The 23,663-nt window shown below is 71.6% G+C and carries 23 protein-coding genes; 12 read left to right on the top strand and 11 right to left on the bottom strand.

From position 1 onward, the window contains the following. Positions 1–27 precede the first annotated feature (27 nt). Both PVE36_RS03235 and PVE36_RS03230 read left to right on the top strand, forming a co-directional pair. A complete protein-coding gene (locus tag PVE36_RS03235) occupies positions 28–648 on the top strand; it encodes an SUMF1/EgtB/PvdO family nonheme iron enzyme (protein WP_277454538.1) in 621 nt (206 codons plus the stop codon). Between the two features lie 23 nt (positions 649–671). Beyond that, complete coding sequence (locus tag PVE36_RS03230) at positions 672–962, top strand: SUMF1/EgtB/PvdO family nonheme iron enzyme (RefSeq protein ID WP_277454537.1); 291 nt, start codon at positions 672–674, stop codon at positions 960–962. Here the strand turns inward: PVE36_RS03230 and PVE36_RS03225 are convergent. Next, complete coding sequence (locus PVE36_RS03225; RefSeq protein ID WP_277454536.1) at positions 959–2,953, bottom strand: BCCT family transporter; 1,995 nt, start codon at positions 2,951–2,953, stop codon at positions 959–961. The genes PVE36_RS03230 and PVE36_RS03225 overlap by 4 nt on opposite strands. 216 nt (positions 2,954–3,169) lie before the next feature. Here PVE36_RS03225 and PVE36_RS03220 point away from each other — a divergent pair, with 216 nt between their 5' ends. Then, positions 3,170–4,381, top strand: a complete 1,212-nt coding sequence (locus PVE36_RS03220; RefSeq protein WP_277454535.1) for a DNA recombination protein RmuC — start codon at positions 3,170–3,172, stop codon at positions 4,379–4,381. After that, positions 4,378–4,935: a DUF664 domain-containing protein gene (locus PVE36_RS03215; RefSeq protein ID WP_277454534.1), complete on the top strand. Its 558-nt coding sequence runs from the start codon at positions 4,378–4,380 to the stop codon at positions 4,933–4,935. The genes PVE36_RS03220 and PVE36_RS03215 overlap by 4 nt, the downstream gene beginning before the upstream one ends. Before the next feature lie 7 nt (positions 4,936–4,942). Here the strand turns inward: PVE36_RS03215 and hutI are convergent, their stop codons facing one another. The 4 genes from hutI to hutH form a co-directional block, all read right to left on the bottom strand. Beyond that, positions 4,943–6,103, bottom strand: coding sequence for an imidazolonepropionase (gene hutI / locus PVE36_RS03210; RefSeq protein WP_277454533.1), 1,161 nt, complete (start codon positions 6,101–6,103; stop codon positions 4,943–4,945). Then, positions 6,100–7,038: a formimidoylglutamase gene (gene hutG / locus PVE36_RS03205; protein ID WP_277454532.1), complete on the bottom strand. Its 939-nt coding sequence runs from the start codon at positions 7,036–7,038 to the stop codon at positions 6,100–6,102. The genes hutI and hutG overlap by 4 nt, the downstream gene beginning before the upstream one ends. Next, positions 7,035–8,726: a urocanate hydratase gene (gene hutU / locus PVE36_RS03200; RefSeq protein ID WP_277454531.1), complete on the bottom strand. Its 1,692-nt coding sequence runs from the start codon at positions 8,724–8,726 to the stop codon at positions 7,035–7,037. The genes hutG and hutU overlap by 4 nt, the downstream gene beginning before the upstream one ends. 89 nt (positions 8,727–8,815) lie before the next feature. Then, a complete protein-coding gene (gene hutH, locus PVE36_RS03195) occupies positions 8,816–10,378 on the bottom strand; it encodes a histidine ammonia-lyase (protein WP_277454530.1) in 1,563 nt (520 codons plus the stop codon). Between the two features lie 226 nt (positions 10,379–10,604). Here hutH and PVE36_RS03190 point away from each other — a divergent pair, with 226 nt between their 5' ends. Then, positions 10,605–11,345 carry an IclR family transcriptional regulator gene (locus PVE36_RS03190; RefSeq protein ID WP_277454529.1) on the top strand — a complete coding sequence of 247 codons (741 nt, stop codon included), beginning with the start codon at positions 10,605–10,607 and terminating at the stop codon, positions 11,343–11,345. Between the two features lie 22 nt (positions 11,346–11,367). Here PVE36_RS03190 and PVE36_RS03185 read toward each other — a convergent pair whose 3' ends face one another. Continuing rightward, the gene (locus PVE36_RS03185) at positions 11,368–12,420 is read right to left on the bottom strand and encodes a 4-hydroxy-3-methylbut-2-enyl diphosphate reductase (protein WP_277454528.1); all 1,053 of its coding nucleotides are present in this window, start codon (positions 12,418–12,420) and stop codon (positions 11,368–11,370) included. 119 nt (positions 12,421–12,539) lie between these two features. On the opposite strand from PVE36_RS03185, the gene xseA reads away from it, so the two are divergent. Further along, positions 12,540–13,772, top strand: a complete 1,233-nt coding sequence (gene xseA, locus PVE36_RS03180; RefSeq protein ID WP_277454526.1) for an exodeoxyribonuclease VII large subunit — start codon at positions 12,540–12,542, stop codon at positions 13,770–13,772. A gap of 40 nt (positions 13,773–13,812) precedes the next feature. Further along, positions 13,813–14,091 carry an exodeoxyribonuclease VII small subunit gene (locus PVE36_RS03175; RefSeq protein ID WP_277454525.1) on the top strand — a complete coding sequence of 93 codons (279 nt, stop codon included), beginning with the start codon at positions 13,813–13,815 and terminating at the stop codon, positions 14,089–14,091. A gap of 123 nt (positions 14,092–14,214) precedes the next feature. Here the strand turns inward: PVE36_RS03175 and PVE36_RS03170 are convergent, their stop codons facing one another. After that, complete coding sequence (locus tag PVE36_RS03170; protein WP_277454524.1) at positions 14,215–14,883, bottom strand: DUF4245 domain-containing protein; 669 nt, start codon at positions 14,881–14,883, stop codon at positions 14,215–14,217. Between the two features lie 75 nt (positions 14,884–14,958). Between PVE36_RS03170 and glpX the strand changes: the two genes are divergently transcribed. Both glpX and PVE36_RS03160 read left to right on the top strand, forming a co-directional pair. Continuing rightward, positions 14,959–15,978: a class II fructose-bisphosphatase gene (glpX, locus tag PVE36_RS03165; protein WP_277454522.1), complete on the top strand. Its 1,020-nt coding sequence runs from the start codon at positions 14,959–14,961 to the stop codon at positions 15,976–15,978. 2 nt (positions 15,979–15,980) lie between these two features. Next, the gene (locus tag PVE36_RS03160; RefSeq protein WP_277454521.1) at positions 15,981–16,946 is read left to right on the top strand and encodes a PfkB family carbohydrate kinase; all 966 of its coding nucleotides are present in this window, start codon (positions 15,981–15,983) and stop codon (positions 16,944–16,946) included. Positions 16,947–16,968: 22 nt separating this feature from the next. Here PVE36_RS03160 and PVE36_RS03155 read toward each other — a convergent pair whose 3' ends face one another. The 4 genes from PVE36_RS03155 to PVE36_RS03140 form a co-directional block, all read right to left on the bottom strand. After that, a complete protein-coding gene (locus tag PVE36_RS03155) occupies positions 16,969–18,222 on the bottom strand; it encodes an ATP-binding cassette domain-containing protein (RefSeq protein WP_277454520.1) in 1,254 nt (417 codons plus the stop codon). A gap of 28 nt (positions 18,223–18,250) precedes the next feature. After that, positions 18,251–19,105 (bottom strand): carbohydrate ABC transporter permease, encoded by an 855-nt coding sequence (locus PVE36_RS03150; RefSeq protein ID WP_277454519.1) that lies wholly within the window; start codon positions 19,103–19,105, stop codon positions 18,251–18,253. Position 19,106: 1 nt separating this feature from the next. Then, positions 19,107–19,949: a sugar ABC transporter permease gene (locus tag PVE36_RS03145; RefSeq protein ID WP_277455747.1), complete on the bottom strand. Its 843-nt coding sequence runs from the start codon at positions 19,947–19,949 to the stop codon at positions 19,107–19,109. A gap of 95 nt (positions 19,950–20,044) precedes the next feature. After that, complete coding sequence (locus tag PVE36_RS03140; RefSeq protein WP_277454518.1) at positions 20,045–21,394, bottom strand: extracellular solute-binding protein; 1,350 nt, start codon at positions 21,392–21,394, stop codon at positions 20,045–20,047. A 204-nt stretch (positions 21,395–21,598) separates the two neighbouring features. Here PVE36_RS03140 and PVE36_RS03135 point away from each other — a divergent pair, with 204 nt between their 5' ends. From PVE36_RS03135 to PVE36_RS03125, 3 genes are read left to right on the top strand one after another with little or no spacing between them, the layout of a single operon-like run. Beyond that, positions 21,599–22,114 (top strand): carbonic anhydrase, encoded by a 516-nt coding sequence (locus PVE36_RS03135; protein ID WP_277454516.1) that lies wholly within the window; start codon positions 21,599–21,601, stop codon positions 22,112–22,114. Positions 22,115–22,165: 51 nt separating this feature from the next. Next, positions 22,166–23,242, top strand: a complete 1,077-nt coding sequence (locus PVE36_RS03130) for a Glu/Leu/Phe/Val dehydrogenase dimerization domain-containing protein (RefSeq protein ID WP_277454514.1) — start codon at positions 22,166–22,168, stop codon at positions 23,240–23,242. Then, positions 23,239–23,592 carry a nuclear transport factor 2 family protein gene (locus PVE36_RS03125; RefSeq protein WP_277454513.1) on the top strand — a complete coding sequence of 118 codons (354 nt, stop codon included), beginning with the start codon at positions 23,239–23,241 and terminating at the stop codon, positions 23,590–23,592. Before PVE36_RS03130 ends, PVE36_RS03125 begins: the two co-directional genes overlap by 4 nt. Positions 23,593–23,663: the final 71 nt, after the last annotated feature.

Here is a 23,663-nt window from a genome sequence, read left to right as displayed (position 1 = left end):
ACGTGATGTCGGCTGAGGAGGAGTGCGATGGGTTCCTGCTGCGGACCGTCGCGGGCCGTCGACGCCGGGGGCGGCGAGAGCACCGGCGGCCCGGACCGCACCGGCCGGCAGGGCGCTGGGTCCACCGCTCTCGTGGAGCGGCTTGCCGCCCGAGCCCCCGGACAGCTGCCGTTCATCGGCCTTCCCGGCGGGGAGTTCCGCATGGGCAGCGACGCACCCGGGGCCTACCCCGAGGACGGTGAGGGGCCGGTTCGTGCGGTGGGGGTCGCCCCCTTCGCCATCGGTGCGACGACGGTGACCGTGGCCGAGTTCGCCGCGTTCGTGCTCGAGACCGGGCACCGCACCGACGCCGAGCTGCACGGCAACTCGTTGGTCTTCGCCGGCCTGCTCCCCCCGGAGGCGCGCGCTCGCTGCCCCGCCGTCCCGGAGACCCCCTGGTGGCGGCAGGTCGAGGGCGCCACGTGGTGCCACCCCGAGGGACCGGCCTCGTCCGCCGGGGACCGCGGGGACCATCCGGTCACCCACGTCTCGCACCGGGACGCGCTCGCCTACGCCGGCTGGGTGGGCGCGCGACTCCCGACCGAGGCGGAGTGGGAGTACGCCGCACGGGGCGGCCTGGACCAGCAGCCCTACCCCTGGGGGAGGTGATGGAGCCCGAGGGAGTGCCCCGGATGCAGACCTTCCACGGCACCTTCCCCCACGAGCCCACGGCTCCCGTGGGGACGGTCCCGGCGGATGCGTTCCCGGCCAATGCCTTCGGCCTGCACAACATGACCGGCAACGTGTGGGAGTGGACGGCCGCTCCGGGCGCCGCCGCGGACGACCCGCCCGCTCTCCGCGGGGGGTCGTACCTGTGCCACGCCTCCTACTGCCGGCGGTACCGCACGTCGGCCCGCACCATTGCCACCTCGGACACGTCCCTGGGACACACCGGGTTCCGCCTGGCGGTCGCGGGCCACTAGCGTCCTCCGTCGCCCTTCGGGTCGTCCTCTGCCGCGGGCCCCGGCACGTCCGTCCGCGACCGGCTCGACGCGCCGTTCTCGCCGCTCTCCTCCGTCTCCGGCTCCCAGCCGTCGGCCCACTCGCCGGTCTCGAAGTCGTACCCGACCGGCTCGCCGTGCTCGTCGGTGCGCTGGTACCAGCCGGTGTAGTCCTCGTGCATCGAGTCCACGCCCGCACCGGCCCCCTCGCCGGGGTCGGTCCTGACGACGTGGATGCGGAAGTCGTCGTTGTACCTGTCGACGCCGTCGACCACGGCGTTGCTCACGGCCGTCTCGGCGTACTGCTGCCGCAGGGTGTGCGGGTCGGTGCGCAGCTCCCGGACCCAGGCGACGATGATCAGGAGCATCACGAAGGCGAAGGGCACCGCGGTGATGATCACCAGCGACTGCAGTCCGGTGAGCGCCGACTCGTCACCGAGCAGGAGCATGACCACGGCGATCCCGGCCATGACCAGGCCCCAGAAGACCACGATCGGCTTGGGCGGGTCCTGGCTGCCCCGCGTGGTGAGGATCCCCATGACGACCGATGCGGAGTCGGCGGCCGTGATGAAGAAGATCGCCAGGATGACCATGATCAGCACCGGCAGCCACCCGGCGAAGGGGAGGTTCTCCACGATGGAGAACAGCACCTCGGGCGGGTTGATCTCCGAGCTGAACCCGGGCTTGTCGTCGCGGTACATCGAGATGGCCGTGCCGCCCATGATCCCGTAGGCGACGAAGAGCAGCGACGAGGGGATCAGGATGACCCCGAGCAGGAACTGGCGGATGGTCCGACCGCGGGAGATGCGGGCGATGAACGTCCCGACGAACGGGGACCAGGAGATCCACCAGGCCCAGTAGTAGACCGTCCACGCGGACTGGAACTCCAGCGTCTCCGGCCCCCAGGAGGCCGACCGGGCCATGAGGTCGAAGAGCGAGCCGACGTACTGGATGGTCGCCGAGGGCAGGAGGTTGAGCAGGAAGAGGCTCGGCCCCAGCAGGAAGACGAGTCCGGCGAAACCGATCGTGAGGACGATGTTGATGTTCGACAGGTAGCGGATGCCCCGGGAGATCCCGGACACGGCGGAGATCACGAAGCCGACCGACAGCACCGCGATGATGACCAGCAGCATCGTGTTGGTCAGGTCCGAGGCGCCGGAGACGATGACCGCGCCCTCACCGATCTGCAGCGCGGCGATCCCCAGTGCCGCGGCCGTGCCGAACAGGGTCGCGATGATGGCGAAGATGTCGACGAGGCGGCCGGCCCAGCCCTCGGTGTGCTTCTTGCCGAAGAGCCGCTCGAAGATCGAGGACATCAGCAGCGAGCGACCCCGTCGGTACGCGGCGTAGGCGACCGCACCGCCGATGAGCGCGTACATCGCCCAGGCGTGGATGCCCCAGTGGTAGTACGTCTGGGCCATGGCGTGGTGCAGGGCCTCCGTGGACTCCGCCTCGTTGGTCATCGGCGGCGGGTTGACGAAGTAGGTCAGCGGCTCGGAGGGGCCCCAGAACATCACGCCGATGCCGAGCCCGGCGGCGAAGAGCATCGCCACCCAGGCGAAGGTGCTGAACTCCGGCTCCTCGCCGTCCTTGCCGAGCGGGATGCGCCCGTAGCGCGAGAGGCTCAGCCAGATCAGGGAGACGAGCACCACGGTCGCCACGGCGTTGAAGAGCCACCCCAGGTGGCTCATCGTCCAGTCGTAGGCCACCCCGGACACCTCGCCCACGCTGGCCGGGGAGGCCAGGCCCCAGATGACGAAGGCGACCGTCAGCGCACCGGCGATGCCGAAGACGAACTTGTCCACGCTGTAGAGGCGCCGTTGCTCGTCGATGCCGATGCCCGGCACCAGTGCCGGATGGATGTTGTGCGGGTAACGGGGCCGTTGGTAGTCGAGGGTGGCCAGCGAGTCGCCCTTCCGTCGCTCTGCGGTGGTGGTCCTCTTCTCCCGGCCCGGCGGGTGCTCCTCGGACATGACGCGTGTCTCCCATGATCGACGGCTGTCCCTCGCACCAGTCGGTCACGACCCGTCGGGACCACTGGAGGAACCGAGCGTGGCGATGTCGTGACGCCCGGGCGACGGACGCGGAAATGTCGACCAGCGTACTCACGTGCCCATCGCGACCACCCGACCGCTGCCCGTCGCGGCCACGTCCCCGACGTTGTCGGCCGTCGCTGGTTGGCTGGAGCCATGGACATCGCGACCCTCCTGACCGGACTGCTCCTCGGGGTGCTCATCGGCGCACTCCTGGCCTGGCTGACGGTGCGCGCCCGCGTCGTGGGGCTGGGTGTCGAGCGCGACGGCCTGCGCGAGCGGGTGACCGATCTCGAGGCGAGCCTCGGCGAGGACGCCGAGACGGCGGCCGCGCTGGCGCCCATGGGCGAGGCGCTGCGCCGTGTCTCGCGCAAGGTCGAGCAGCTCGAGCGTGACCGGGTCGACCAGTTCGCGGTGGTCCGGGAGGCCCTCGGCCGGGTGGAGCAGACCACCACCCGAGTGGGCCACGAGGCGGCGTCCCTGGCCTCCTCCCTGCGCGTCTCCTCGGTGCGGGGGGCGTGGGGCGAGGTGCAGCTGCGGCGCGTCCTCGAGGTGTCCGGTCTCATGGCGCGGTGCGACTTCGAGGAGCAGGCGAAGGGGGTGACCCCCGCCGGTCGCGACGTGCGCCCCGACGTCGTGGTCCACCTGCCGGGCGAGAAGCATCTCGTCGTCGACGCGAAGGCCCCGATGAGCCACTGGTTGCAGGCGCAGGCCGAGGACCTGGCCCCGGATGAGCGCGCCCGCCTGCTGGAGGGGCACGCCGCGGCGCTGCGCAGCCACGTGGCGACCCTGGCGGGTAAGTCCTACTGGAGCGCCTTCGACCCCTCGCCCGAGATGGTCGTGTGCTTCGTCCCCTCGGACGCGACGCTCGCGACTGCCCTCTCGCAGGCTCCCGGCCTGCACGAGGAGGCGATGGCGAGCAAGGTCGTGCTCGCCTCCCCCGGCACGTTGCTGGCCCTGCTGCGCACGGTCGCGTTCACCTGGCAGCAGGACGCGGTGACCCAGGACGCGCGCGAGCTGCTGGCAGTCGGCCGCGAGCTGTACGCCCGGCTGGGGACCCTCGGCGACCACGCGACCCGGATGGGCCGCTCACTCCAGCGCTCGGTCGAGGACTACAACCGGCTCGTCGGCTCGCTGGAGTCGCGGGTGCTCGTCAGCGCCCGGCGGATGGGTGAGATCGGGCTGACCACCGATGCCATCGACGAGGTGCCGGCGGTGACCACCGCACCCCGTCCGCTCACCGCGCCCGAGCTCATCGACGCAGTCGCCGCCGAGGAGGGCCGCCCCGATCTCGACGTCGAGGGACTGGTGCACCGGGACCGGCGGCGCGAGGATGGAGTGTCCAGCCATCGCGAGGAGGCGTCATGAGCCAGGCGGGATCGCCACCGTGGGAGCCACCGCTGACCGGCACCGACGCGGAGCAGCTGGTGGCGGCCCTGGACCGGCAGCGGGCCACCTTCCGGTGGAAGGCCGACGGTCTCGATGCCGACGGCCTGCATGCGCGGTTGGGCGCCTCGTCCCTCACGCTCGCCGGCCTCCTCATGCACCTCGCCCTCGTCGAGGACCACTACTCGACGACGCGGCTGTCCGGCGCCGAGCTCGATCCCCGGTGGGACGACGTCGTGGCGGACGAGGACTCCGACTTCGCCCCGACGCAGCCCCCCGAGGAGCTGTACGCCCTGTACGACGAGACCGTCGCCACGGCCCGGAGGCGTTACGCCGACGCGGCGGCGGACGGGGGCCTCGACCGGCCGGTGAGCATGGGCATGCCCGACGTCGGCCAGGCGAACCTCCGCCGGCTCCTGCTCGACCTCCTCGAGGAGTACGGCCGCCACACCGGTCACGCAGACCTCCTCCGGGAGTCCGTCGACGGCCGCGTCGGCGAGGACCCGGCCGACGACTGGGTGCCGGCCTGGTACTGAGAGCGCCTCAGACCTCCAGCGCCCGCGCGATCGGCACGCCCGCGCGATAGCTGAGGTGCAGGTGGTTCGGCGCCTCGAGCACGGCCAGGTCCGCGCGGGCACCGACCTCGATCCGACCGATGTCCTCGCGTCGCAGCGCGCGTGCTCCACCCCGGGTCGCGGCGACGACGGCCTCGCTCGGCGTCATCCCCATCTCCCGCACGGCGAGCGCGACCATGAAGGGCATCGAGCTGCTGAAGCACGTCCCCGGGTTGCAGTCGCTGGCGATCGCCACCGACACCCCCGCGTCGAGGAGCGCCCGTGCGTCCGGGTAGGGCGACCGCGTGGAGAACTCCACACCCGGCAGCAGCGTCGCCGTCGTCGTCGCAGCGCTGTCCACCAGGGCGGCGACATCGTCGCTCGAGAGGTACGTGCAGTGGTCGACGCTCGCCGCACCGAGCTCGCAGGCGAGCTGGACCCCCGGCCCGTGGTCGATCTGGTTGCCGTGGACCCGCAGCTCCAGCCCGGCGTCGCGCCCGGCGGTCAGCACCCGGCGCGACTCCTCACCGGTGAAGGCGTGCGGTGAGGCCGGCTCGCAGAAGACGTCGATCCACCGGGCGTGCGGTGCGCAGGCGGCGAGCATCTCCCCGGTCACGAGATCGAGGTAGCCGTCCCGGTCCTCGCGCATCTCCGCCGGCACGAAGTGCGCCCCGAGGTAGGTCACCTCGTCGGTGACCTCGGCGGCGAGCCGCAGGGCGCGCACCTCGTGCTCGACGGCGAGCCCGTACCCGGACTTCACCTCGACGGTGGTCGTCCCCTGCGCGCGCATCTCGGCGACCCGGGCGGCCAGTGCGGCCCGCAGCCGCTCGTCGCCGGCCGCGCGGGTGGCCTCGACGGTCACCCCGATGCCGCCGCCGTCGTAGCGCTCCCCGGCCATCCGGGCGGCGAACTCGGCGGACCGGTCACCGTCGAAGACGAGGTGCGCGTGGCTGTCGACGAATCCCGGCAGGACGCACCGGCCCCCGACGTCCATGACCTCGTCCGCGGCGGGGGCCGACGCGACCGGACCGGTCCAGACGATGGTCCCGTCAACGACGACCAGGGCCTGGTCGGAGCGGGCGCCGACGCCCCCTTCGCCCGTCCCGTCACAGGTGACGAGCTCGCCGATGTTGGTGATGAGCGTGCTCACGATGACCTCCTGGCGGCTCGGGTGATGACGCGGTGGATGAGGCGGGCGGCGAGCTTCGCCGTCCGCTGGTCGACGTCGTGCCGCGGGTTGAGCTCGGTGACGTCGAGGTGGAGGAGTCGTCCGCTGTCGACGAGGGCGTCGCACACCGACTGGATGACGAAGGGGGGCACCCCCAGTGCCGCGGGTGCGCTCACCCCGGGCGCCGCAGCCGCGGGCAGCACGTCGAGGTCGATCGACAGGTGCACCCCGTCGACGCCGTCGAGGAAGCGCTGCACGAACTCGAGCGGCGCACCCCGGTCCTGGCAGTCGTCGTCGAGCAGCCACGGCGCACCGAGCTCCTCCGCCCGGGCGAAGAGCCGACCCGTGTTGCTCGTGCGGCTGATGCCCAGGACGGCGTAGTTCACGTCCAGCCCACGCTCCCGGCGATCGAGCGCCATCTGCAGGAAGGGCGTCCCCGACGTCGGACGCTCGGCCTCGCGCAGGTCGAAGTGCGCATCGAGGTTGAGCACCCCGAGGCGCGGGCCCTGCTCCAGGCCGAGGTGGCTGCCGTACGCGGTCTCGTGGCCGCCGCCGAGGACGACGGTCAACGGCGCTCCGCGACGCGCCGCCGCGATGGCCTCGCCGAGGCGCGCCTGCCCCCCTTCGAGGTCAGCGTCGTCGACCCGCACGTCCCCGTGGTCGACGACGGTGAGGTCCTCGTGCACGGCGAGCGAGGCCAGCGCGGCCCGCAGGGCGGTGGGCCCGTCGGCGGCACCGACACGACCGCCGTTGCGCCGCACCCCCTCGTCACTGGCGAAGCCGATGAGTGCGGCGTCGGCCGGTGGCCCGTCACCCGACGGCGATCCCTCGCCGGGCCGGGTCACGGTGTGGAAGAAGCGACGGTGCTCGGGGCCGGGGCCGTCGTCCCGGCCGGTCCACTCGAAGGCGGCACTCACGCCGGATCACCCCCGTCACGGACGGTCGGGGTCATCGGCACCCGGACACCGCGCTCGTCGGCCACCTCGACCGCCCGCGAGTAGCCGGAGTCGACGTGCCGCAGCACGCCCAGTCCGGGGTCGTTGGTGAGGAGCCGCTCGAGCTTCTGCGCGGCCAGGTCGGTGCCGTCGGCGACACCGACCTGGCCGGCGTGGATGGACCGGCCCATGCCGACGCCGCCACCGTGGTGGATCGAGACCCAGGTCGCGCCCGAGGAGGTCGCAGTCAGGGCGTTGAGCAGCGGCCAGTCGGCGACCGCGTCGGTCCCGTCGAGCATGCCCTCCGTCTCCCGGTAGGGCGAGGCGACGGAGCCGGAGTCGAGGTGGTCGCGGCCGATGACGATCGGCGCCTTGACCTTGCCGTCGCGGACGAGGTCGTTGAAGAGCATCCCGGCCCGGTGCCGCTCGCCGTAGCCGAGCCAGCAGATGCGCGCCGGCAGCCCCTCGAACTCGACGTACTCGGCGGCGGCGTCCAGCCACGAGTGCAGGTGCGCGTTGTCGGGGAAGAGCTCCTTGAGCGCCTCGTCGGTGACCCTGATGTCCTCCGGGTCGCCGGACAGGGCCACCCAGCGGAAGGGCCCCAGGCCTTCGCAGAAGAGCGGGCGGATGTAGGCCGGGACGAAGCCGGGGAACGCGAAGGCCCGGGTGTAGCCGGCGTGGCGGGCCTCGTCGCGGATGCTGTTGCCGTAGTCGAAGACCTCGGCGCCCTCGTCCTGGAACTCGACCATGGCCCGGACCTGGGCGGCCATCGCCTCGCGTGCCTTCTTGGTGAAGCCCTCCGGGTCGGCCTCGGCCTCGCGCTGCCACTCGTCCAGCGCGATCTCGGCGGGCAGGTAGCTCAACGGGTCGTGGGCGCTGGTCTGGTCGGTGACGACGTCGATCTCGACGTCGCCGGCGCGGTGCCGGCGCAGGATCTCGGGGAAGACCTCGGCGGCGTTGCCGACGAGCCCGACGGACAGGGCACGCTCCTCCCCCTTCGCCGCCGTGACCCGGGCCAGGGCCTCGTCGAGGTCCGTGGTGACCTCGTCGAGGTATCGCTTGGACCGCCGTCGCTGCAGGCGGGTCTCGTCGACGTCGACGACGAGGCAGGCGCCGCCGTTGAGGGTGACGGCGAGCGGCTGCGCGCCGCCCATGCCGCCGCAGCCCCCGGTGAGGGTGATGGTCCCGGCGAGGCTGCCGCCGAAGCGCTTGGCGGCGACGGCGGCGAAGGTCTCGAAGGTGCCCTGGAGGATGCCCTGCGTGGCGATGTAGATCCACGACCCGGCGGTCATCTGGCCGTACATCATCAGGCCCTCGGCCTCGAGTGTGCGGAAGTGCGGCCAGGTGGCCCAGTCACCGACGAGGTTGGAGTTGGCGATGAGCACGCGCGGCGCCCACTCGTGGGTGCGCAGGACGCCGACCGGCTTGCCGGACTGCACGAGCAGGGTCTCGTCGTCCTCGAGGTCCTCGAGCACCGTCACGATCGCGTCGAAGGCCTCCCACGACCGGGCCGCACGACCGGTGCCGCCGTAGACGACGAGGTCGTCGGGACGCTCGGCCACCTCGGGGTCGAGGTTGTTCTGCAGCATGCGCAGGGGCGCCTCGGTCTGCCAGCTCCTGGCGGTGATCTCGGTGCCGCGCGGCGCGCGGACGGGACGGGCTCCGTCCATGGGTCTCACTCCTTCGTGTATCCACGTTCCCTGAGGTGTGAGGCCGCTCGCGGCCGAGCCTCGAAGGGACGTGCGCGGGTTGTCTCGGTTCAGTTGAGGGGGCCGGTCGCCGACTCGGCGGCGGCGATGACGGCTCGGTCGAGGACGGCGCCGTGGGCGGCGGCCAGCTCGGGGGAGGTGACGCGGTCGGGTCCGGGGGCGACGTCCCCGCGCTCGGCGAGGGCCGCGATGACGGCCCCCGTGGCCGGTGCGGGGCGAAGGGGGGCGCGCAGCGCGATCCCCCGCGTTGCGGTGTACAGCTCGACGGCCACGACGCGGGAGAGGGCGTCGACGCTGCGGCGCAGCTTGCGGCCGGCGCCCCATCCCATCGACACGTGGTCCTCCTGCATCGCGCTGCTGGGGATGGAGTCGACGCTCGCCGGGGCGGCCAGGCGCTTCATCTCGCTGACCATGCCGGCGGCGGTGTACTGGGCGATCATCAGGCCGGAGTCGACGCCGGGATCATCGGCGAGGAAGGGCGGCAGCCCGTGGTTGCGCGCCGGGTCGAGGAAGCGGTCGGTGCGCCGCTCGCTCATGCTCGCCACGTCGGCGGCGACGATCGCCAGGAAGTCGAGGACGTAGGCGACGGGGGCGCCGTGGAAGTTCCCGTTGGACTCGACGCGACCGTCGGGGGTGACGACCGGGTTGTCGACGGCGGCGGCAAGCTCCTGCGCGGCGACGGTCGCGGCGTACTCGACGGTGTCGCGGGCGCCACCGTGCACCTGGGGCGAGCAGCGAAGGGAGTACGCGTCCTGGACCCGGGTGCAGGCCGCCGGGTCGCGGTGGCTGTCGCGGATCGGGCTGCCGGCGAGGACCGCACGCATGTTCTCCGCGGCGAGGGCCTGGCCGGGGTGCGGACGCAGCGCCTGCAGGTCGGCGGCGAAGACGTCGTCGGTGCCGAGTAGCCCCTCGATGCTCATCGCTGCCGAGATGTCGGCGGTCGTCAGCAGCGTGCGCAGGTCGTGGATGGCCAGGCACAGCATCCCGAGCATGCCGTCGGTGCCGTTGATGAGGGCCAGGCCCTCCTTCTCGAGCAGCTCGACCGGCGTGAGCCCGGCCGCCGCCAGCGCCTCACCCGCGTCGACCACGTCACCCCCGGCGACGCGCACGCTGCCCTCACCCATGAGCACGAGCGCACAGTGGCTCAGTGGCGACAGGTCGCCGGAGCAGCCGAGGGAGCCGTACTCGTGGACGACGGGGGTGATGTGCCCGGTCAGCAGGGCGAGGTAGAGACGCAGGGTCTCCTCGCGGATGCCGGTGCGGCCCGTGGCCAGGGTCTGGATGCGCAGCAGCATCAGCGCGCGCACGACCTCCTCCTCGACCTCGGGCCCGCTGCCCGCGGCGTGGCTGCGCACGAGCGAGCGCTGCAGCTGCGCGCGCTTCTCGTGGGGGATGTGCCTGGTCGCGAGCGCGCCGAAGCCGGTGGAGACGCCGTAGTGGGCGACCGTGTCCTCGGCGAGACCCTCGACGACGGTGCGGGCGGCGCGCACCCGCTCCCAGGCGGCATCGCTGATCTCCACGGGGGCGTGGTGGCGGGCCACGGCGACGACCTCGTCGACGGTCAGGGGTCGCTCGCCGATGGTCACGGTCCTGGTCTGCTGCTGCGTGGTCATGGGTCCCATGCAACTCCCTTCGCCCCCTCGCGGGGACCCACTCCGCCCGGTTAGTGTCTGGGATACGAGACGTCGACCAGGGAGTGGGCGAAGGGAGGGGTTTGGCCCGACTCAGGCCGAAGTCCGCACCGTGTCCATCGGTGAACGGATGCACCCGGTCGTGCGGACTTCGCGCCAAGGGCCATCCCCTCCCTTCGTCTGCTCCCACAACCGCAAGGACAGATCCATGGCGAACGCAACCGCAGCGGGGCACGCCCTGCGTGCGCTGACGCACCTGGCCAGTCGGGCCGAGCCGGTCCCGGCGGCGCACCTCGCACGCGCACTGGGTCTGCCCCGCAGCAGCACCTACCACCTGCTGACGGTGCTCGTGGAGCACGGCTACGTCGTGCACTACCCCGAGGAGCGCACCTACGGGCTCGGCTCGGCGGTGCACGAGCTGGGCGCCGGATACCAGCGGCAGGACCCGCTGCAGCGGTTGGCGCGGCCGCACGTCGAGCGCCTCGTCGACACGACGACGCACAACGCGCACCTCGCCGTGCTGACCGGTCGCGACGTCCTCTACGTCATCGAGGAGCGCGCCGCCGGTCGACCCTCGCTCGTGACCGATGTGGGGGTGCGCCTGCCGGCCGCGCTCACCGCGAGCGGGCTGGCGGTGCTCGCCGCCCTCCCCCGACGCCAGGTGACGGCGCTCTACCCCTCGGCGGCGGTGATGGTCGACGGCGGGCCCCGGACACCCTCGGCGCTGCGGCGCGAGCTCGTCGCGACGCGGGCCCGCGGGTACGCGCTCGAGGTGGGCAGCATCCAGCCGGAGCTGTCCTCGGTGGCCTCCGCGGTGCTCGACCGTGACAGTCACCCCGTCGCGGCGGTCGCGATCACCTTCCGCAACGAGGAGATCGGCGAGGCGGGCCAGGACGACCTCGCCTCGGCCACCAGGAGAGTGGCCGAGGCGATCGGGGCGAGACTCTGACCGCCGGCGGGCGGTCGGTGGATCAGTGCAGCTGGCCGGCGTCCGCGAGGGACCCGGCGTCGTGCTTCATCTTGTCGTCGCGACCGGCGGCCTTGAGGTCCTTGCGCAACTCCTTCGGCAGCGAGAAGACCACGCTCTCCTCCACCGCCGTGACCGGCTGCGGGTCGCCGTAGCCACGCTCGGCGAGGTAGTCGAGGACGCCGCGCACGAGGATCTCGGGCACGGAGGCACCCGAGGTGACACCGACGGTCCGCACACCGTCCAGCCAGGACTCGTCGATCTCGTCGGCGTAGTCGACCAGGTGCCCGTCGCGGGCACCGTGCTCGACGGCGACCTCGACCAGGCGCACGGAGTTGGAGGAGTTGCGCGAGCCGACGACGAGCATGAGGTCGCAGTGCTCGGCCATCTGCTTCACCGCGAGCTGGCGGTTCTGCGTGGCGTAGCAGATGTCATCGCTCGGCGGGTCCTGCAGTGCAGGGAACTTCTCCCGCAGACGACGAACGGTCTCCATCGTCTCGTCGACCGAGAGCGTCGTCTGGGAGAGCCACACGACCTTGTCCGGGTCCCGGACCTCGACGTTGTCGACGTCCTCCGGACTCTCGACGAGGGTGATGTTCTCGGGAGCCTCCCCGGAGGTGCCGACGACCTCCTCGTGGCCCTCGTGGCCGATGAGCAGGATGTCGTAGTCGTCGTCGGCGAAGCGCACGGCCTCGCGGTGGACCTTGGTCACCAGGGGACAGGTCGCGTCGATGGTCTTCAGGCTCAGGGCCTTGGCCTCGTCGTGGACGACGGGGGCGACGCCGTGCGCCGAGAAGACGACGGTGGCACCCTCGGGGACCTCGTCGGTCTCCTCGACGAAGATCGCGCCCCGCTGCTCCAGGGTGGCGACGACGTGCTTGTTGTGGACGATCTCCTTGCGCACGTAGACCGGCGGGCCGTAGAGCTCGAGGGCTCGCTCGACCGAGACGACGGCGCGGTCGACCCCGGCGCAGTAACCGCGGGGAGCGGCGAGCAGCACTCGCTTCGTGCTCTGCCCGGCGTCGGAGGCGGCGGACGTGGGTGCACTGGTGGTCATGCCCACCATCGTAGGTGAGGGCCCTGAACACCCGCTGATGGCGGCCTCCTCCCCCGCACCGTCGTCGGTGCGACCTGCTTGACTGTCCCGGGACACGGGCCGAGGACAGGAGGTCGACCGTGAGCAGCCCCCTTCCGGAGAAGGCCGCCGACACCTCGGCCGAGGCGCCGTGGCCGGTGCGCGTGCTCAGCATGAAGATCGCCGAGTACGTCGACCGGATGTCGGTGACCTGGATCGAGGGACAGGTCGTCCAGCTGCGGGTGCGCCCCGGGGCCCGCACCGCCTTCCTCACCCTCCGTGACCCCGACGTCGACATGTCCCTCTCGTGCTCCGTGCGGGTGACCGCCCTGGACGCCATGCCCACCCCGCTGAGCGAGGGTGCACGGGTGGTGGTCCAGGCGAAGCCGGACTACTGGACGCAACGCGGCTCGCTGACCATGGACGTGCGCCAGCTGCGCCCCGTCGGGGTGGGCGAGCTGCTCGCCCGGATCGAGTACCTCAAGCAGAACCTGCGCTCGGAGGGCCTCTTCGACGCCTCCCGCAAGAGCCACCTCCCCTTCCTGCCACGTCGCGTCGGGCTCGTCTGTGGGCGGGCCAGCGCCGCGGAGCGCGACGTCATCGAGAACGCCCACCGCCGGTGGCCGGGGCTGCCCTTCGCGATCCGGCAGGTCCCGGTCCAGGGTCCCCAGTCGGTGGCCGAGGTGAGCGCCGCCATCACCGAGCTCGACGCGATCGACGACGTCGACGTCATCATCGTCACGCGGGGCGGCGGATCGGTCGAGGACCTGCTGCCCTTCAGCAACGAGACGATGGTCCGCGCGGTGGCACGTGCCCGCACCCCCGTCGTCAGTGCCATCGGCCACGACGTCGACACCCCGCTGCTCGATCTGGTCGCCGACGTACGCGCCTCGACCCCGACGGACGCCGCCAAGCTGGTCTGCCCGGACGCCGCCGCCGAGCGCGACGGCATCGCCGATGCCCGGGCGCGGGCACGGACGAGCCTGGCGGGCTTCGTGCAGCGTGAGCGCAACCGCCTGGTGGAGCTGACCTCCCGGCCCGTGCTCACCGACCGCACCGCCTTCGTGCGGGCCCAGCGCGAGGTCATCCACTCGCTCCACCGGCGGGCCCACGGCCGGGTGGAGGCCCGCATGCACCGTGAGCGCGACCGGGTCACCCACCTGCGCTCCCAGGCCCGGGTCCTCTCCCCCGCGTCCACGCTCGAGCGCGGCTACGCGATCGTCCAGCGACCCGACGGTGAGGTCGTCGCCAGCCGCGAGGTCCTCGAGGTCGACGACCTGCTGCGGGTGACCGTCGCCGACGGTGACTTCGCCGCACGCGTCAGCGACTCCTGAGGCACCGACGCAGTCGGCCCCGACGCCTAGGGTGGTGGCCATGACCGAGCAGCCCGCGCACCCCGACACCACCGAGCCGGACGCCGACATCGCCGACCTCGGCTACGAGGAGGCCCGGCAGGAGCTGGTCGAGCTCGTCGCCCGGCTCGAAGGGGGTCAGGCCGGCCTCGAGGAGAGCATGCGCTTGTGGCAGCGCGGCGAGGCGCTCGCCGCGCACTGCGAGGCCTGGTTGGACAAGGCGGAGGCCAGCCTGTCGCAGGAGGCCCCTCCCGCAGGTGCGTCGGAGGACCCCTCCGGGACGCCCCCCACCGACGGCTGAGCCCGCGAGGACCAGGGCGAGACCCGCTCCCGGGCGGCTCAGCGCGCACAAGAGGGACGTCCGGCTACCGGCACCCCGAGGTTCTCGGGGGTTCTGCACCAGGAGTCCCTCGCGGGCACGCGATCAGGCGGGGGACTCCCCCTTCGCCCCGGTCGAGGCGGGGACCAGCCGCTCGGCGAACTCCTCCAGCTGGCCCCAGCTGCCCGACCCGGTCACAACAGTCGTCAGCCCGCCCCGCTCCCGCGGCTCGAGCACGAGGCTGCGCTGGCCACCGCCGTCGGCCACGCGCTTGGCCCATTCCCCGCCGTCGTCGGTCCGCAGCTCCCCGGCCGGGGCGCCACCGTGCGTCTGCACCCCGAGCCACTCCTCCTCGGGGTCGGCGGCCTGCTTGACCGAGACGTACTCGTCGTCGGGAGTGGTGTACCCGGCCTGCCAGGTCATGGCACCCTCGCTGCTCGCGTAGCGCACGCTCGAGGGGGTCCATCCCTCCGGCAGGTCCTCCGGGTAGGCGAAGGGGTGGCCCGACTGCTGGGCGTGGTGCTGGGCCGTGCCGACGACCTCGACCGTGTCGGGGACGGTGCCGTTGGTGCGGCCGGCGACGAGGTACAGGGCGATGACGATCGCGACGATGACGATCATGGACCGGGCCATGTTGGCCGCGGTGCCCTTGGCGTAGTGGCTCGCCCCGCGCGCCGGGACGCCCTGCTGCGCCGCCAGCTCGGCCGGTGAGGGCTCGACCGGGCGCTGCGGCGGAGGGGCTGACTCGGCGTGCTCGCCGGGCGTGGAACTCATGGACGACATGGTCGCACGCGCGCCCGGGCGCGACAGATAGGCTCGAGCGCGACGAGCACCACGCGGAGGAGACCCATGGACCAGCCCAGCACGCCCGCCCCCAGCCCCGGGGTCATGCACCCCGACCGGAACCTGGCGATGGAGCTGGTCCGGGTCACCGAGGCCGCTGCCCTCGCGGGCGGCCGGTGGGTCGGTCGCGGTGACAAGAACCGCGCCGACGGCGCCGCCGTCGACGCGATGCGCTCGATGATCGCCGGCGTGCGCATGTCCGGTGTCGTCGTCATCGGTGAGGGCGAGAAGGACGAGGCCCCGATGCTCTACAACGGCGAGCATGTCGGCGACGGCCACGGACCCGCCTGCGACGTCGCCGTCGACCCGATCGACGGGACGACGCTCACCGCCAAGGGCATGACCAACGCCGTCTCCGTCATGGCCGTCGCCGACCGCGGCACGATGTACGACCCGAGCGCGGTGTTCTACATGGACAAGCTCGTCACCGGTCCTGATGCCGCCGACGCCGTCGACATCCGCCTGCCCGTCGGGGAGAACATCCGGCGGATCGCCAAGGCCAAGTCGACGCACCCCGACGACGTCACCGTCGTCATGCTCGACCGTCCCCGGCACGCCGGGCTCGCCGAGGAGGTGCGCGCCGCCGGCGCCCGCATCCGCTTCATCTCCGACGGCGACGTCGCCGGCGCGATCATGGCCGCCCGCCCCGGGACCGGCATCGACCTGCTGCTCGGCGTCGGCGGCACCCCCGAGGGGATCATCACCGCCTGCGCCATCAAGTGCCTCGGTGGCGTCATCCAGGGGCGCCTGTGGCCGAGCGACGACGAGGAGCGCCAGCACGCCATCGACTCCGGCCACGACCTGGAGCAGGTCCTCACCACCGACGACCTCGTGCAGACGGACAACTGCTACTTCGTCGCGACCGGCATCACCGACGGCGAGCTGCTGCGCGGAGTGCGCTACCGCCCCGGTGGCGCCACCACGGAGTCCCTCGTCATGCGCAGCAAGTCCGGCACCACCAGGATCGTCGAGGCGCACCACAACCTCACCAAGGTCCAGCGCCTCTCCCCCCAGCTCAGCTCCTGACCATGCCCGGCCGCCGTGGGTCCCCGGGTGCGACGCTGGTCATCGGCGAGGCACTCATCGATGTCGTCCGTGCCCCCGACGGCACGAGCACCGAGCACGTCGGCGGCAGCCCGCTCAACGTCGCGGTCGGGCTCGCCCGCCTGGGCCACCCGGTCTCCCTGGCCACGCACATCGGGCGGGACCGCCACGGCGCCATGATCGGGGAGCACCTCTCCGAGGCGGGGGTGGGCCTCGTACCCCACAGCGACCGGGCCGAGGACACCCCGGTCGCCACCGCGACCCTCGACGAGCAGGGTCAGGCCGAGTACGACTTCGACGTCTCCTGGCGGGTGCCGGAGCTCTCCCAGCGGGCCGGTCACCTGCACACCGGGTCCTACGGTGCCCTGATGCGCCCCGGTGGTCTCGACGTGCTCGCGGCGATGAACGGCGGGCGGCGGACCGGCACCGTCTCCTACGACCCCAACATCCGCCCCGCGCTGGTCCCCGACCACGACCGGGCCCTCGCGGAGGTCGAGCGGCGAGTCGCCCTCAGCGATGTCGTCAAGGCGAGCGACGCGGACCTCGAGTGGCTCGCCGGTCGTCCCCTGGACGAGGACGCCCTCTTCGGCTGGTTGCGCACGTGGCAGGACCTCGGCCCGGTGCTGGCCGTGTGCACCCGCGGAGCGCACGGCGCACTGGCCGTGCTCCCGTCCGGGCGGCAGCTCTCCCTGCCCGGGACGAGCGTCGACGTCGCCGACACCGTGGGCGCCGGGGACTCGTTCATGTCCGGACTGCTGTCCGGGCTGCTCGACGCCGGCCTGCTCGGCGGGCCCGAAGCCCGCGCACGCCTGCGCAGGGCCCGCGGTCGGGCCGTCGTGCCCGCCCTCCAGCGCGGGCTCGACGCCGCGGCGGTCACCGTCACCCGGGTCGGCGCCCAGCCGCCGACCCGCGCCGACCTCGGGCTGCCGCCTCAGTCCGCGAAGCGCTGACCACCCCCACGGGGCCTCGCGACTAGGTGACGGCCTCGGCCTCGCGCTCGCGCGCACGCTCGAGCGCCCGCTGGCGGTCCTCCTCGGACTGGCGGGCGAGCTCGGCGGCTGCCTCGTCGTCCCGGGTGAGGCAGTCCTCGGTCTCCGGGTCGAAGACGTGCATCAGCGCCGGGTCGAAGACGAAGTGGGCGACGTCGCCCTCCCGGACCCGCGACCGGGGATCGAGGTTGACGACCATCTGCGTGCGCATCCCCTCACCATCGAGCTCCTGGTCCAGCTCGTCGAGCTTCTCCTTGACGCCACCGTCGACGTCGAAGGGGACGTAGGCGTACTGCTCGTTGCCCAACCACTCGGTCTGGTCGACGACCGCGTCGAAGCGCACCCCACCCGCCACCGCGTCGCCCAGGTCGGCGTCCTTGATGTGCTCCGGCCTGATCCCGACGAGCAGGAGCTTCTGATCGGTGAGCTGCTCCTTGACCCCGGCCGGCAGCGGCGCGGAGCAGAACGGCAGGACGAGCTCGTCACCGTCCACCTCCGCCGGCAGGAAGTTCATCGGGGGCGTGCCGATGAAGCCGGCGACGAAGAGGTTGACCGGCTGGTCGTAGAGCTCCCGCGGGCTCGCCACCTGCTGCAGCAGGCCCTTCCTGAGCACGGCGACCCGATCGCCCAGGGTCAGCGCCTCCGTCTGGTCGTGGGTGACGTAGATCGTCGTCGTGCCGAGGCGACGCTGCATCCGCGCGATCTCTGTGCGCATCTGGCCGCGCAGCTTCGCGTCCAGGTTGGACAGCGGCTCGTCGAAGAGGAAGGCATCCGCGTCACGCACGATCGCCCGCCCCATCGCCACCCGCTGCCGCTGGCCACCGGAGAGGTTGCTCGGCTTGCGCTGGAGGTGCTCGTCCAGCTCCAGCAGGGCGCTGGCCGTGTTGACCTTGTCCTTGATCTCGCTGTCGGAGTGCTTGCCCTTGGCCAGTCGCAGCGGGAAGGCGATGTTCTCGAACACCGTCAGGTGCGGGTAGAGGGCGTAGTTCTGGAAGACCATCGACAGGTTGCGGTCCTTCGGCGAGAGGTCGTTGACCCGCTTGCCGTCGATGTGCAGATCGCCGCTGGTGATGTCCTCGAGCCCGACGACCATCCGCAGCAGCGTCGACTTTCCGGAGCCGGACGGGCCGACGAAGATCATGAACTCGCCGTCCTTGATGTCCAGGCTCACGTCGTTGATGGCGGGGAAGCCGTCGCCGTACTTCTTCACGAGGTTGTTGAGGGTGATCTCAGCCATGGGGTTCTCCTGTTTCGAAAAGGCGGGGTCAGCCCTTGACGGCGCCCGAGGTCAGGCCGGCGACGATACGACGCTGGAAGAGCAGGACGAGGATGACCACGGGGATGGTCACGATGACCGAGGCCGCCATGATCGCGCCCGTCGGCTGCTCGAACTGGCTCGCCCCGGTGAAGAAGGCGAGCGCGGCGGGGACCGTCCGCGCCTGGTCCGAGGTGAGCGAGATCGCGAAGACGAAGTCGTTCCACGCGATGAAGAAGGTGATGATCGCCGTGGTGAAGACACCCGGAGCGGCGAGCGGGACGATGACCTTGCGGAAGGCCTGCCAGCTCGTCGCGCCGTCGACCTGGGCGGCCTGCTCCATCTCCCACGGGATCTGCTGGAAGAAGGCCGACATCGTCCAGATGGACAGCGGGAGGGTCAGCGCGAGGTACGGGATGACCAGACCGGGGATCGTGTCGAAGAGACCGGTCTTGCTCCAGATCTCGAACAGCGGCGTGACCATCGCGACGACGGGGAAGAAGCTGACCGCGAGCGCGGTCACGAGGATCATCTTCTTGCCCTTGAACTCCAACCGGGAGATCGCGTAGGCGCAGAACATCGCGAGCACCACGGAGATCAGGGTCGCCAGCAGGCAGACGATGAGCGAGTTGCGCAGCGCGGGCATGAACAGCTCGCTCGCGCCCCCGCTGAAGATCAGCTGGTAGTTCTCGAACGTCGGGTCCTTGGGCCAGAAGTTGCCGAGGACGCTCGCGTCCTTGTTCGCGAGGTCGTCGGCGCTCTTGAGCGAGAGCGAGAGCATCCACAGCAGCGGGACGGCGGTCCAGAGCATGATCGGGACGGCCAGGACGCTCCAGATGCCGGTCCCCTTGGTTGACTGCTTCATGTCAGCCCCTCCCTTCGGCGAGGTCGACCTTGAACGCCTTGACGAACACCGCCGCGATGACGAGCACGCAGAGGAAGAGGATCACCGACAGGGCCGATCCCAGCCCGATCTCCGTGCGGTCGATGGTCTGCCGGTAGATGAGCATCGACAGCGAGCTCGTCTCGTTGGCCCCACCGGTCATGATGAAGATGTTGTCGAAGATGCGGAACGCGTCGAGGGTGCGGAAGAGCAGTGCCACCATGACCGCCGCCTTCATGCTCGGCAAGATGACCTTGATCAGCACCTGCAGCCACGACGCCCCGTCCACCTTGGCCGCTTCCTCCATCGAGCTGTCGACCTGCGCCAGGCCGGCGAGGAGCAGCAGCGACATGAAGGGCGTCGTCTTCCAGATCTCCGACAGGGAGATGACGAAGAGCGAGGACCAGAAGCCACCGAACCAGTTGTAGTTCGCGTCGATGCCGGGCATCCACTGGATCCACTGGTTGACGAAGCCCGTGCCGGTCTGGAACGCGTACAGCCAGGTGAAGCCCGAGACCACGGTGATGATCGAGTAGGGGATGAGCACCAGGGTGCGCAGCGTCTTGCGCGGGATGACGATCCGGTGCATCACCAGGGCGATGATGAAGCCCAGGACGAGCTCGACGATCACCGTGATCACCGTGACGAGGACGGTCATCCACATCGCCGACCAGAAGACCTCGTCGGTGAAGGAGACGAGGTAGTTGTTCAGGCCGACGAAGCGACGGTTCTCCGGGTCGGTGAGCCGGTAGGCGAAGAAGCTGTTCCACACCGCCTGGAGGATCGGATACCCGGTGACCAGGACCATGACGACGAAGGCGGGCATCGCCAGCTTCCATCCCAGGCGCTGCTCGCTGCGGGATCGGTCGGACAGGGGTGTCTTGGCCCCCTTCGTCCGCTCCCGGGTGGGTGTCGAGGTACTCACAGCAACGCATCTCCCTTCAGCACCGCGTGCAGGAGCGACTCGGCCCGCTCCGGCGTCGTTTCGGGATCGACCGACCCGGGTGGGCTGTAGACCCGCTGGATGCCCGAGGAGACGTCACCGTAGTACTGGGTGAGCGGGCGCGGACCCGAGTCGGCCAGCGAGCTGCGGATCTGCTCGGCCATCGGGAACGCCTCCCGGATCTCCGGGTCGTCGTAGACCTTCGTGTGGGCGGCGGGGTTTCCCGTGCCGAGCATGTACGTCTTCTGGCTCTCGACCGAGGTGATGCACTCGACCGCGTCCCACGCGGCCTCCTTGTTGTCCGACGCCGAGTTGACACCCATCTCGATGCCGCCGAGCGGAGGCTTGGACTCCTCGCCCTCGATCGTCTGCGGGTAGCGGGTCCAAGCGAGGTCGTCCATCCACTTGACCTCGGCACCCTTGAGCGCGGCGTACACGTAGGGCCAGTTGAGCATGAAGGCCGCCCGCTCGTTCTGGAACATGTCCAACGAGGTGGTCTCGTTGGTGGAGCCGAGCGCGGGACCACCCACATTGGCATCCGCCAGCTTCTGGATCACGGCAGCGGCCTTCCTGCCACCCTCGGTGTCGAGCCCGAACTTCAGGTCCTCACCCGAAGCGCCGGGATTCTGCACGATCTGCGCGCCGGTCCCCTCGATCAGTGCGTTGATCCAGACCATGTAGCCCTCGTAGCGCGAGGCCTGCACGCCGATCTCGGTGTCCATCTTCTTGGCGGCCTCGATCAGCTGGTCCCAGGTGATCGGCTCCTCCATGTCGAGCCCGGCCTCCTCGGCCACGGACTCGCGGTACCAGAGCAGCTGCGTGTTCGCCCAGAACGGCGCCGCGTACAGCTGGTCGTCCCAGCGGGCATTCGTCACGGCCGGCGGGACGATGCCGTCGGTGAACGCGGACTTCTTGTCCTCCGGCACCTTCGCCAGGAAGCCTGCCTCGGCGAACTCGGCGACGAACACGGGGTCGATCGACATGATGTCGACACCCGTGTCGCTCGAGGCGAGCCGGCGCAGCAGCTGCTGGCGCTGGTCGCTGGCGCTGTTGGGCAGCATCTGGAAGTCGATGGTGTACGCGCCCTCGGACTTGTCGGTGCACTCCTTGGCCAGCTGGGCCTGCCCGCCGCCCTCCGGGTCCGATCCGCCACCGTCCGGGTTGATCCACCACGTCAGCTGCGTCCCGCCGCTGGCACTGCTGCCCCCGCCGCAGGCCGAGAGCCCGAGCGCCACAGCGGTGGTGGCGGCCGCCGCGAGGGCGGCCCTGCCTCGTCGTCGTGTCTCCACGTCGCTCCCTTCGTCCGCGGACGCGACGTGTCGGGTCACTGAACGTCGCCTCCCACAGGTCTGTCTACACCGCCCGCGTGGTCCATGACACACCAAGGACCTCACTATTTCGTGTCGGGACGAATTCGTGATGGGGAAACACCCGCCACCTCGCGCCGCGGGGTGACGCGGGACCCACGAACGGGTGTCTCGCCGGTCTCGGGTCAGGGCTACTGTGCAGGGACAACCGTCGAAAGGAATCCGATGCCCGCGACCCCGTCCGCCCCCGAGGACTTCGCCGACCTGCTGGCAGCCAACAAGACCTTCTCCGAGCGCTTCGAGCTCAGCGGTTTCGACGGCATCGCGCACGCCGGCGTCGCCATCGTGACCTGCATGGACAGCCGGATCGACCCGCTGGGCATGCTCGGCCTGGAGCCCGGGGACGCCAAGATCTTCCGCAACCCCGGTGGGCGCGTCACGTCCGCCGCGCTCGAGGCCCTCGTCCTTGGTGTCCACCTGCTCAAGGTCGAGCGGATCCTCGTCATCCCGCACACCCGGTGCGCCATGGGTAGCGCCACGGAGGACGAGTTCCGCGCGAAGGTCGGTGCCTCCGCGGGCCAGGACGCCTCGTGGCAGGGCTTCCACGTCGTGCACGACCAGGTCGACGCGCTGCGTCAGGACGTCGCCGCCGTGCGGACCCACCCGCTCATCGGCGAGCGCGCCAAGGTCGGCGGCTTCGTCTACGACGTCGACACCGGCCTGATCGAGCAGAAGTTCTGAGAGTCCGGCCCGCGTGACAGGGGTCACACGACCCCTGTCACGATGGGGGCCATGACCACCGTCACGACCCCCACCCCGATGTCGGACTCCATCGCCGAACCCTGGGCGAGCGAGCAGACCATCACCTGCCGCGACGAGCGCACCGGCCTCCGGGCGATCATCGCGATCGACGACACGACACTCGGCCCCGGCTTCGGCGGGGTGCGCTACCGCGCCTACCCCTCCACCACCGCCGCCGCGCGCGAGGCGCAGCGCCTCGCCGCCGCCATGACCCTCAAGCACGCCCTGGCCGAGCTGCCCTACGGCGGGGCGAAGTCCGTCGTGATGCTCGACGGCAGGACCCCCCTCGCCCCCGGATCGCCGGAACGCGGCGCGCTCTTCGCCCGCTTCGGGGAGATGATCGCCCGCACCGCCGGCACGTACATCCCGGGCGTCGACATGGGCACGCTCCTGGAGGACATGCAGACCATCCGTGACGAGGGCGGCGCACGTGCCTTCTGTGACGAGGTGAGCCCCTCCCCCTTCACCGCCCGGGGCGTCCATGCCGCCATGCGGGCCGCGGCGGTCCACCACCACGGCGTAGGGGGCCTGGCCGGGACGGAGGTCGTCGTCCAGGGCGTCGGCAGCGTCGGCGCCGAGGTCGCCCGCCTCGCCCACGCGGACGGCGCCAGGGTGACCGTGGCCGATGTCGACACCGTCCGCGCCGAGGCGCTGGCCGCCGAGCTGGGCGGTCGCACCGTCGACGCCCGGCAGGCCCCCTTCCACCCCGCCGACGTGTTCTCCCCGTGCGCCGTCGCGCGCGTGGTCACCCGCGAGAACATCGGCCGCATCCCCGCCCGGATCATCGCCGGGGCGGCCAACGACACCCTCGACGAGCCGGGCTGCGCCGAGGCGCTGCGCGAGGCGGGGATCACCTTCGTCCCCGACTTCGTCGCCAATGCCGGCGGGGTGGTGCAGGTCCACGGCGGCGTCTCCGGCTGGAGCGACGCGCAGACCCTGGCCGCGGTCGACCGGATCGGCGATCGCGTCACCGAGCTGCTCACGACGGCGGAGGCACAGGGGATCACGCCCCTGGCTGCCGCACTGCAGCGGGCCTCCGCTGCCCTGGGCCGGGAGATCCTCACGTGAGCGGGGCGGACACGGTGCGTCGGTACTACGAGCGCGTGGACGCCGGGGACGTCGAGGGGGCGCTCGACTGCTTCACCGACGACGCCGTCTACCACCGGCCCGGCTACGCCCCGATGGTCGGGCGGGAGTCACTCGCCGCCTTCTACGGGGGCGAGCGCGTCATCGCCGACGGGCGGCACGTGCTCGATGCGCTGCTCGTCGACGGCGACCAGGTCGCGGTGCGTGGCCGCTTCGAGGGCACGCTCAAGGACGGCAGCGCCGCGCGCGTCGGATTCTGTGACTTCTTCGTCCTCGACGGGCAGGGCCGCGCGCTCACCCGGCACTCCTACTTCGACGTGCCGGCGGTCTGACCCGCGGACCCCGGTGTCCGGCGGGACGCGGCCCCCCGCCGACCCTCGTCAGGCGGCCGCCCGCCGGGCCC

This window comes from Janibacter sp. DB-40, from assembly GCF_029510815.1.
Lineage (GTDB): Bacteria > Actinomycetota > Actinomycetes > Actinomycetales > Dermatophilaceae > Janibacter.
The sequence above is the reverse complement of the archived record's forward strand: the minus strand, read 5'-3'. Positions and strand labels throughout refer to the sequence as shown.

Excerpts from the sequence above, each read along its gene's own strand:
- PVE36_RS03235 (WP_277454538.1), top strand. The coding sequence starts at position 28 with ATGGGTTCCTGCTGCGGACCGTCGCGGGCCGTCGACGCCGGGGGCGGC.
- PVE36_RS03230 (WP_277454537.1), top strand. The coding sequence starts at position 672 with ATGCAGACCTTCCACGGCACCTTCCCCCACGAGCCCACGGCTCCCGTG.
- PVE36_RS03225 (WP_277454536.1), bottom strand. The coding sequence starts at position 2,953 with ATGTCCGAGGAGCACCCGCCGGGCCGGGAGAAGAGGACCACCACCGCA.
- PVE36_RS03220 (WP_277454535.1), top strand. The coding sequence starts at position 3,170 with ATGGACATCGCGACCCTCCTGACCGGACTGCTCCTCGGGGTGCTCATC.
- PVE36_RS03215 (WP_277454534.1), top strand. The coding sequence starts at position 4,378 with ATGAGCCAGGCGGGATCGCCACCGTGGGAGCCACCGCTGACCGGCACC.
- hutU (WP_277454531.1), bottom strand. The coding sequence starts at position 8,726 with ATGGACGGAGCCCGTCCCGTCCGCGCGCCGCGCGGCACCGAGATCACC.
- hutH (WP_277454530.1), bottom strand. The coding sequence starts at position 10,378 with ATGACCACGCAGCAGCAGACCAGGACCGTGACCATCGGCGAGCGACCC.
- PVE36_RS03190 (WP_277454529.1), top strand. The coding sequence starts at position 10,605 with ATGGCGAACGCAACCGCAGCGGGGCACGCCCTGCGTGCGCTGACGCAC.
- PVE36_RS03185 (WP_277454528.1), bottom strand. The coding sequence starts at position 12,420 with ATGACCACCAGTGCACCCACGTCCGCCGCCTCCGACGCCGGGCAGAGC.
- PVE36_RS03175 (WP_277454525.1), top strand. The coding sequence starts at position 13,813 with ATGACCGAGCAGCCCGCGCACCCCGACACCACCGAGCCGGACGCCGAC.
- PVE36_RS03170 (WP_277454524.1), bottom strand. The coding sequence starts at position 14,883 with ATGAGTTCCACGCCCGGCGAGCACGCCGAGTCAGCCCCTCCGCCGCAG.
- glpX (WP_277454522.1), top strand. The coding sequence starts at position 14,959 with ATGGACCAGCCCAGCACGCCCGCCCCCAGCCCCGGGGTCATGCACCCC.
- PVE36_RS03160 (WP_277454521.1), top strand. The coding sequence starts at position 15,981 with ATGCCCGGCCGCCGTGGGTCCCCGGGTGCGACGCTGGTCATCGGCGAG.
- PVE36_RS03155 (WP_277454520.1), bottom strand. The coding sequence starts at position 18,222 with ATGGCTGAGATCACCCTCAACAACCTCGTGAAGAAGTACGGCGACGGC.
- PVE36_RS03150 (WP_277454519.1), bottom strand. The coding sequence starts at position 19,105 with ATGAAGCAGTCAACCAAGGGGACCGGCATCTGGAGCGTCCTGGCCGTC.
- PVE36_RS03145 (WP_277455747.1), bottom strand. The coding sequence starts at position 19,949 with ATGCCCGCCTTCGTCGTCATGGTCCTGGTCACCGGGTATCCGATCCTC.
- PVE36_RS03135 (WP_277454516.1), top strand. The coding sequence starts at position 21,599 with ATGCCCGCGACCCCGTCCGCCCCCGAGGACTTCGCCGACCTGCTGGCA.
- PVE36_RS03130 (WP_277454514.1), top strand. The coding sequence starts at position 22,166 with ATGACCACCGTCACGACCCCCACCCCGATGTCGGACTCCATCGCCGAA.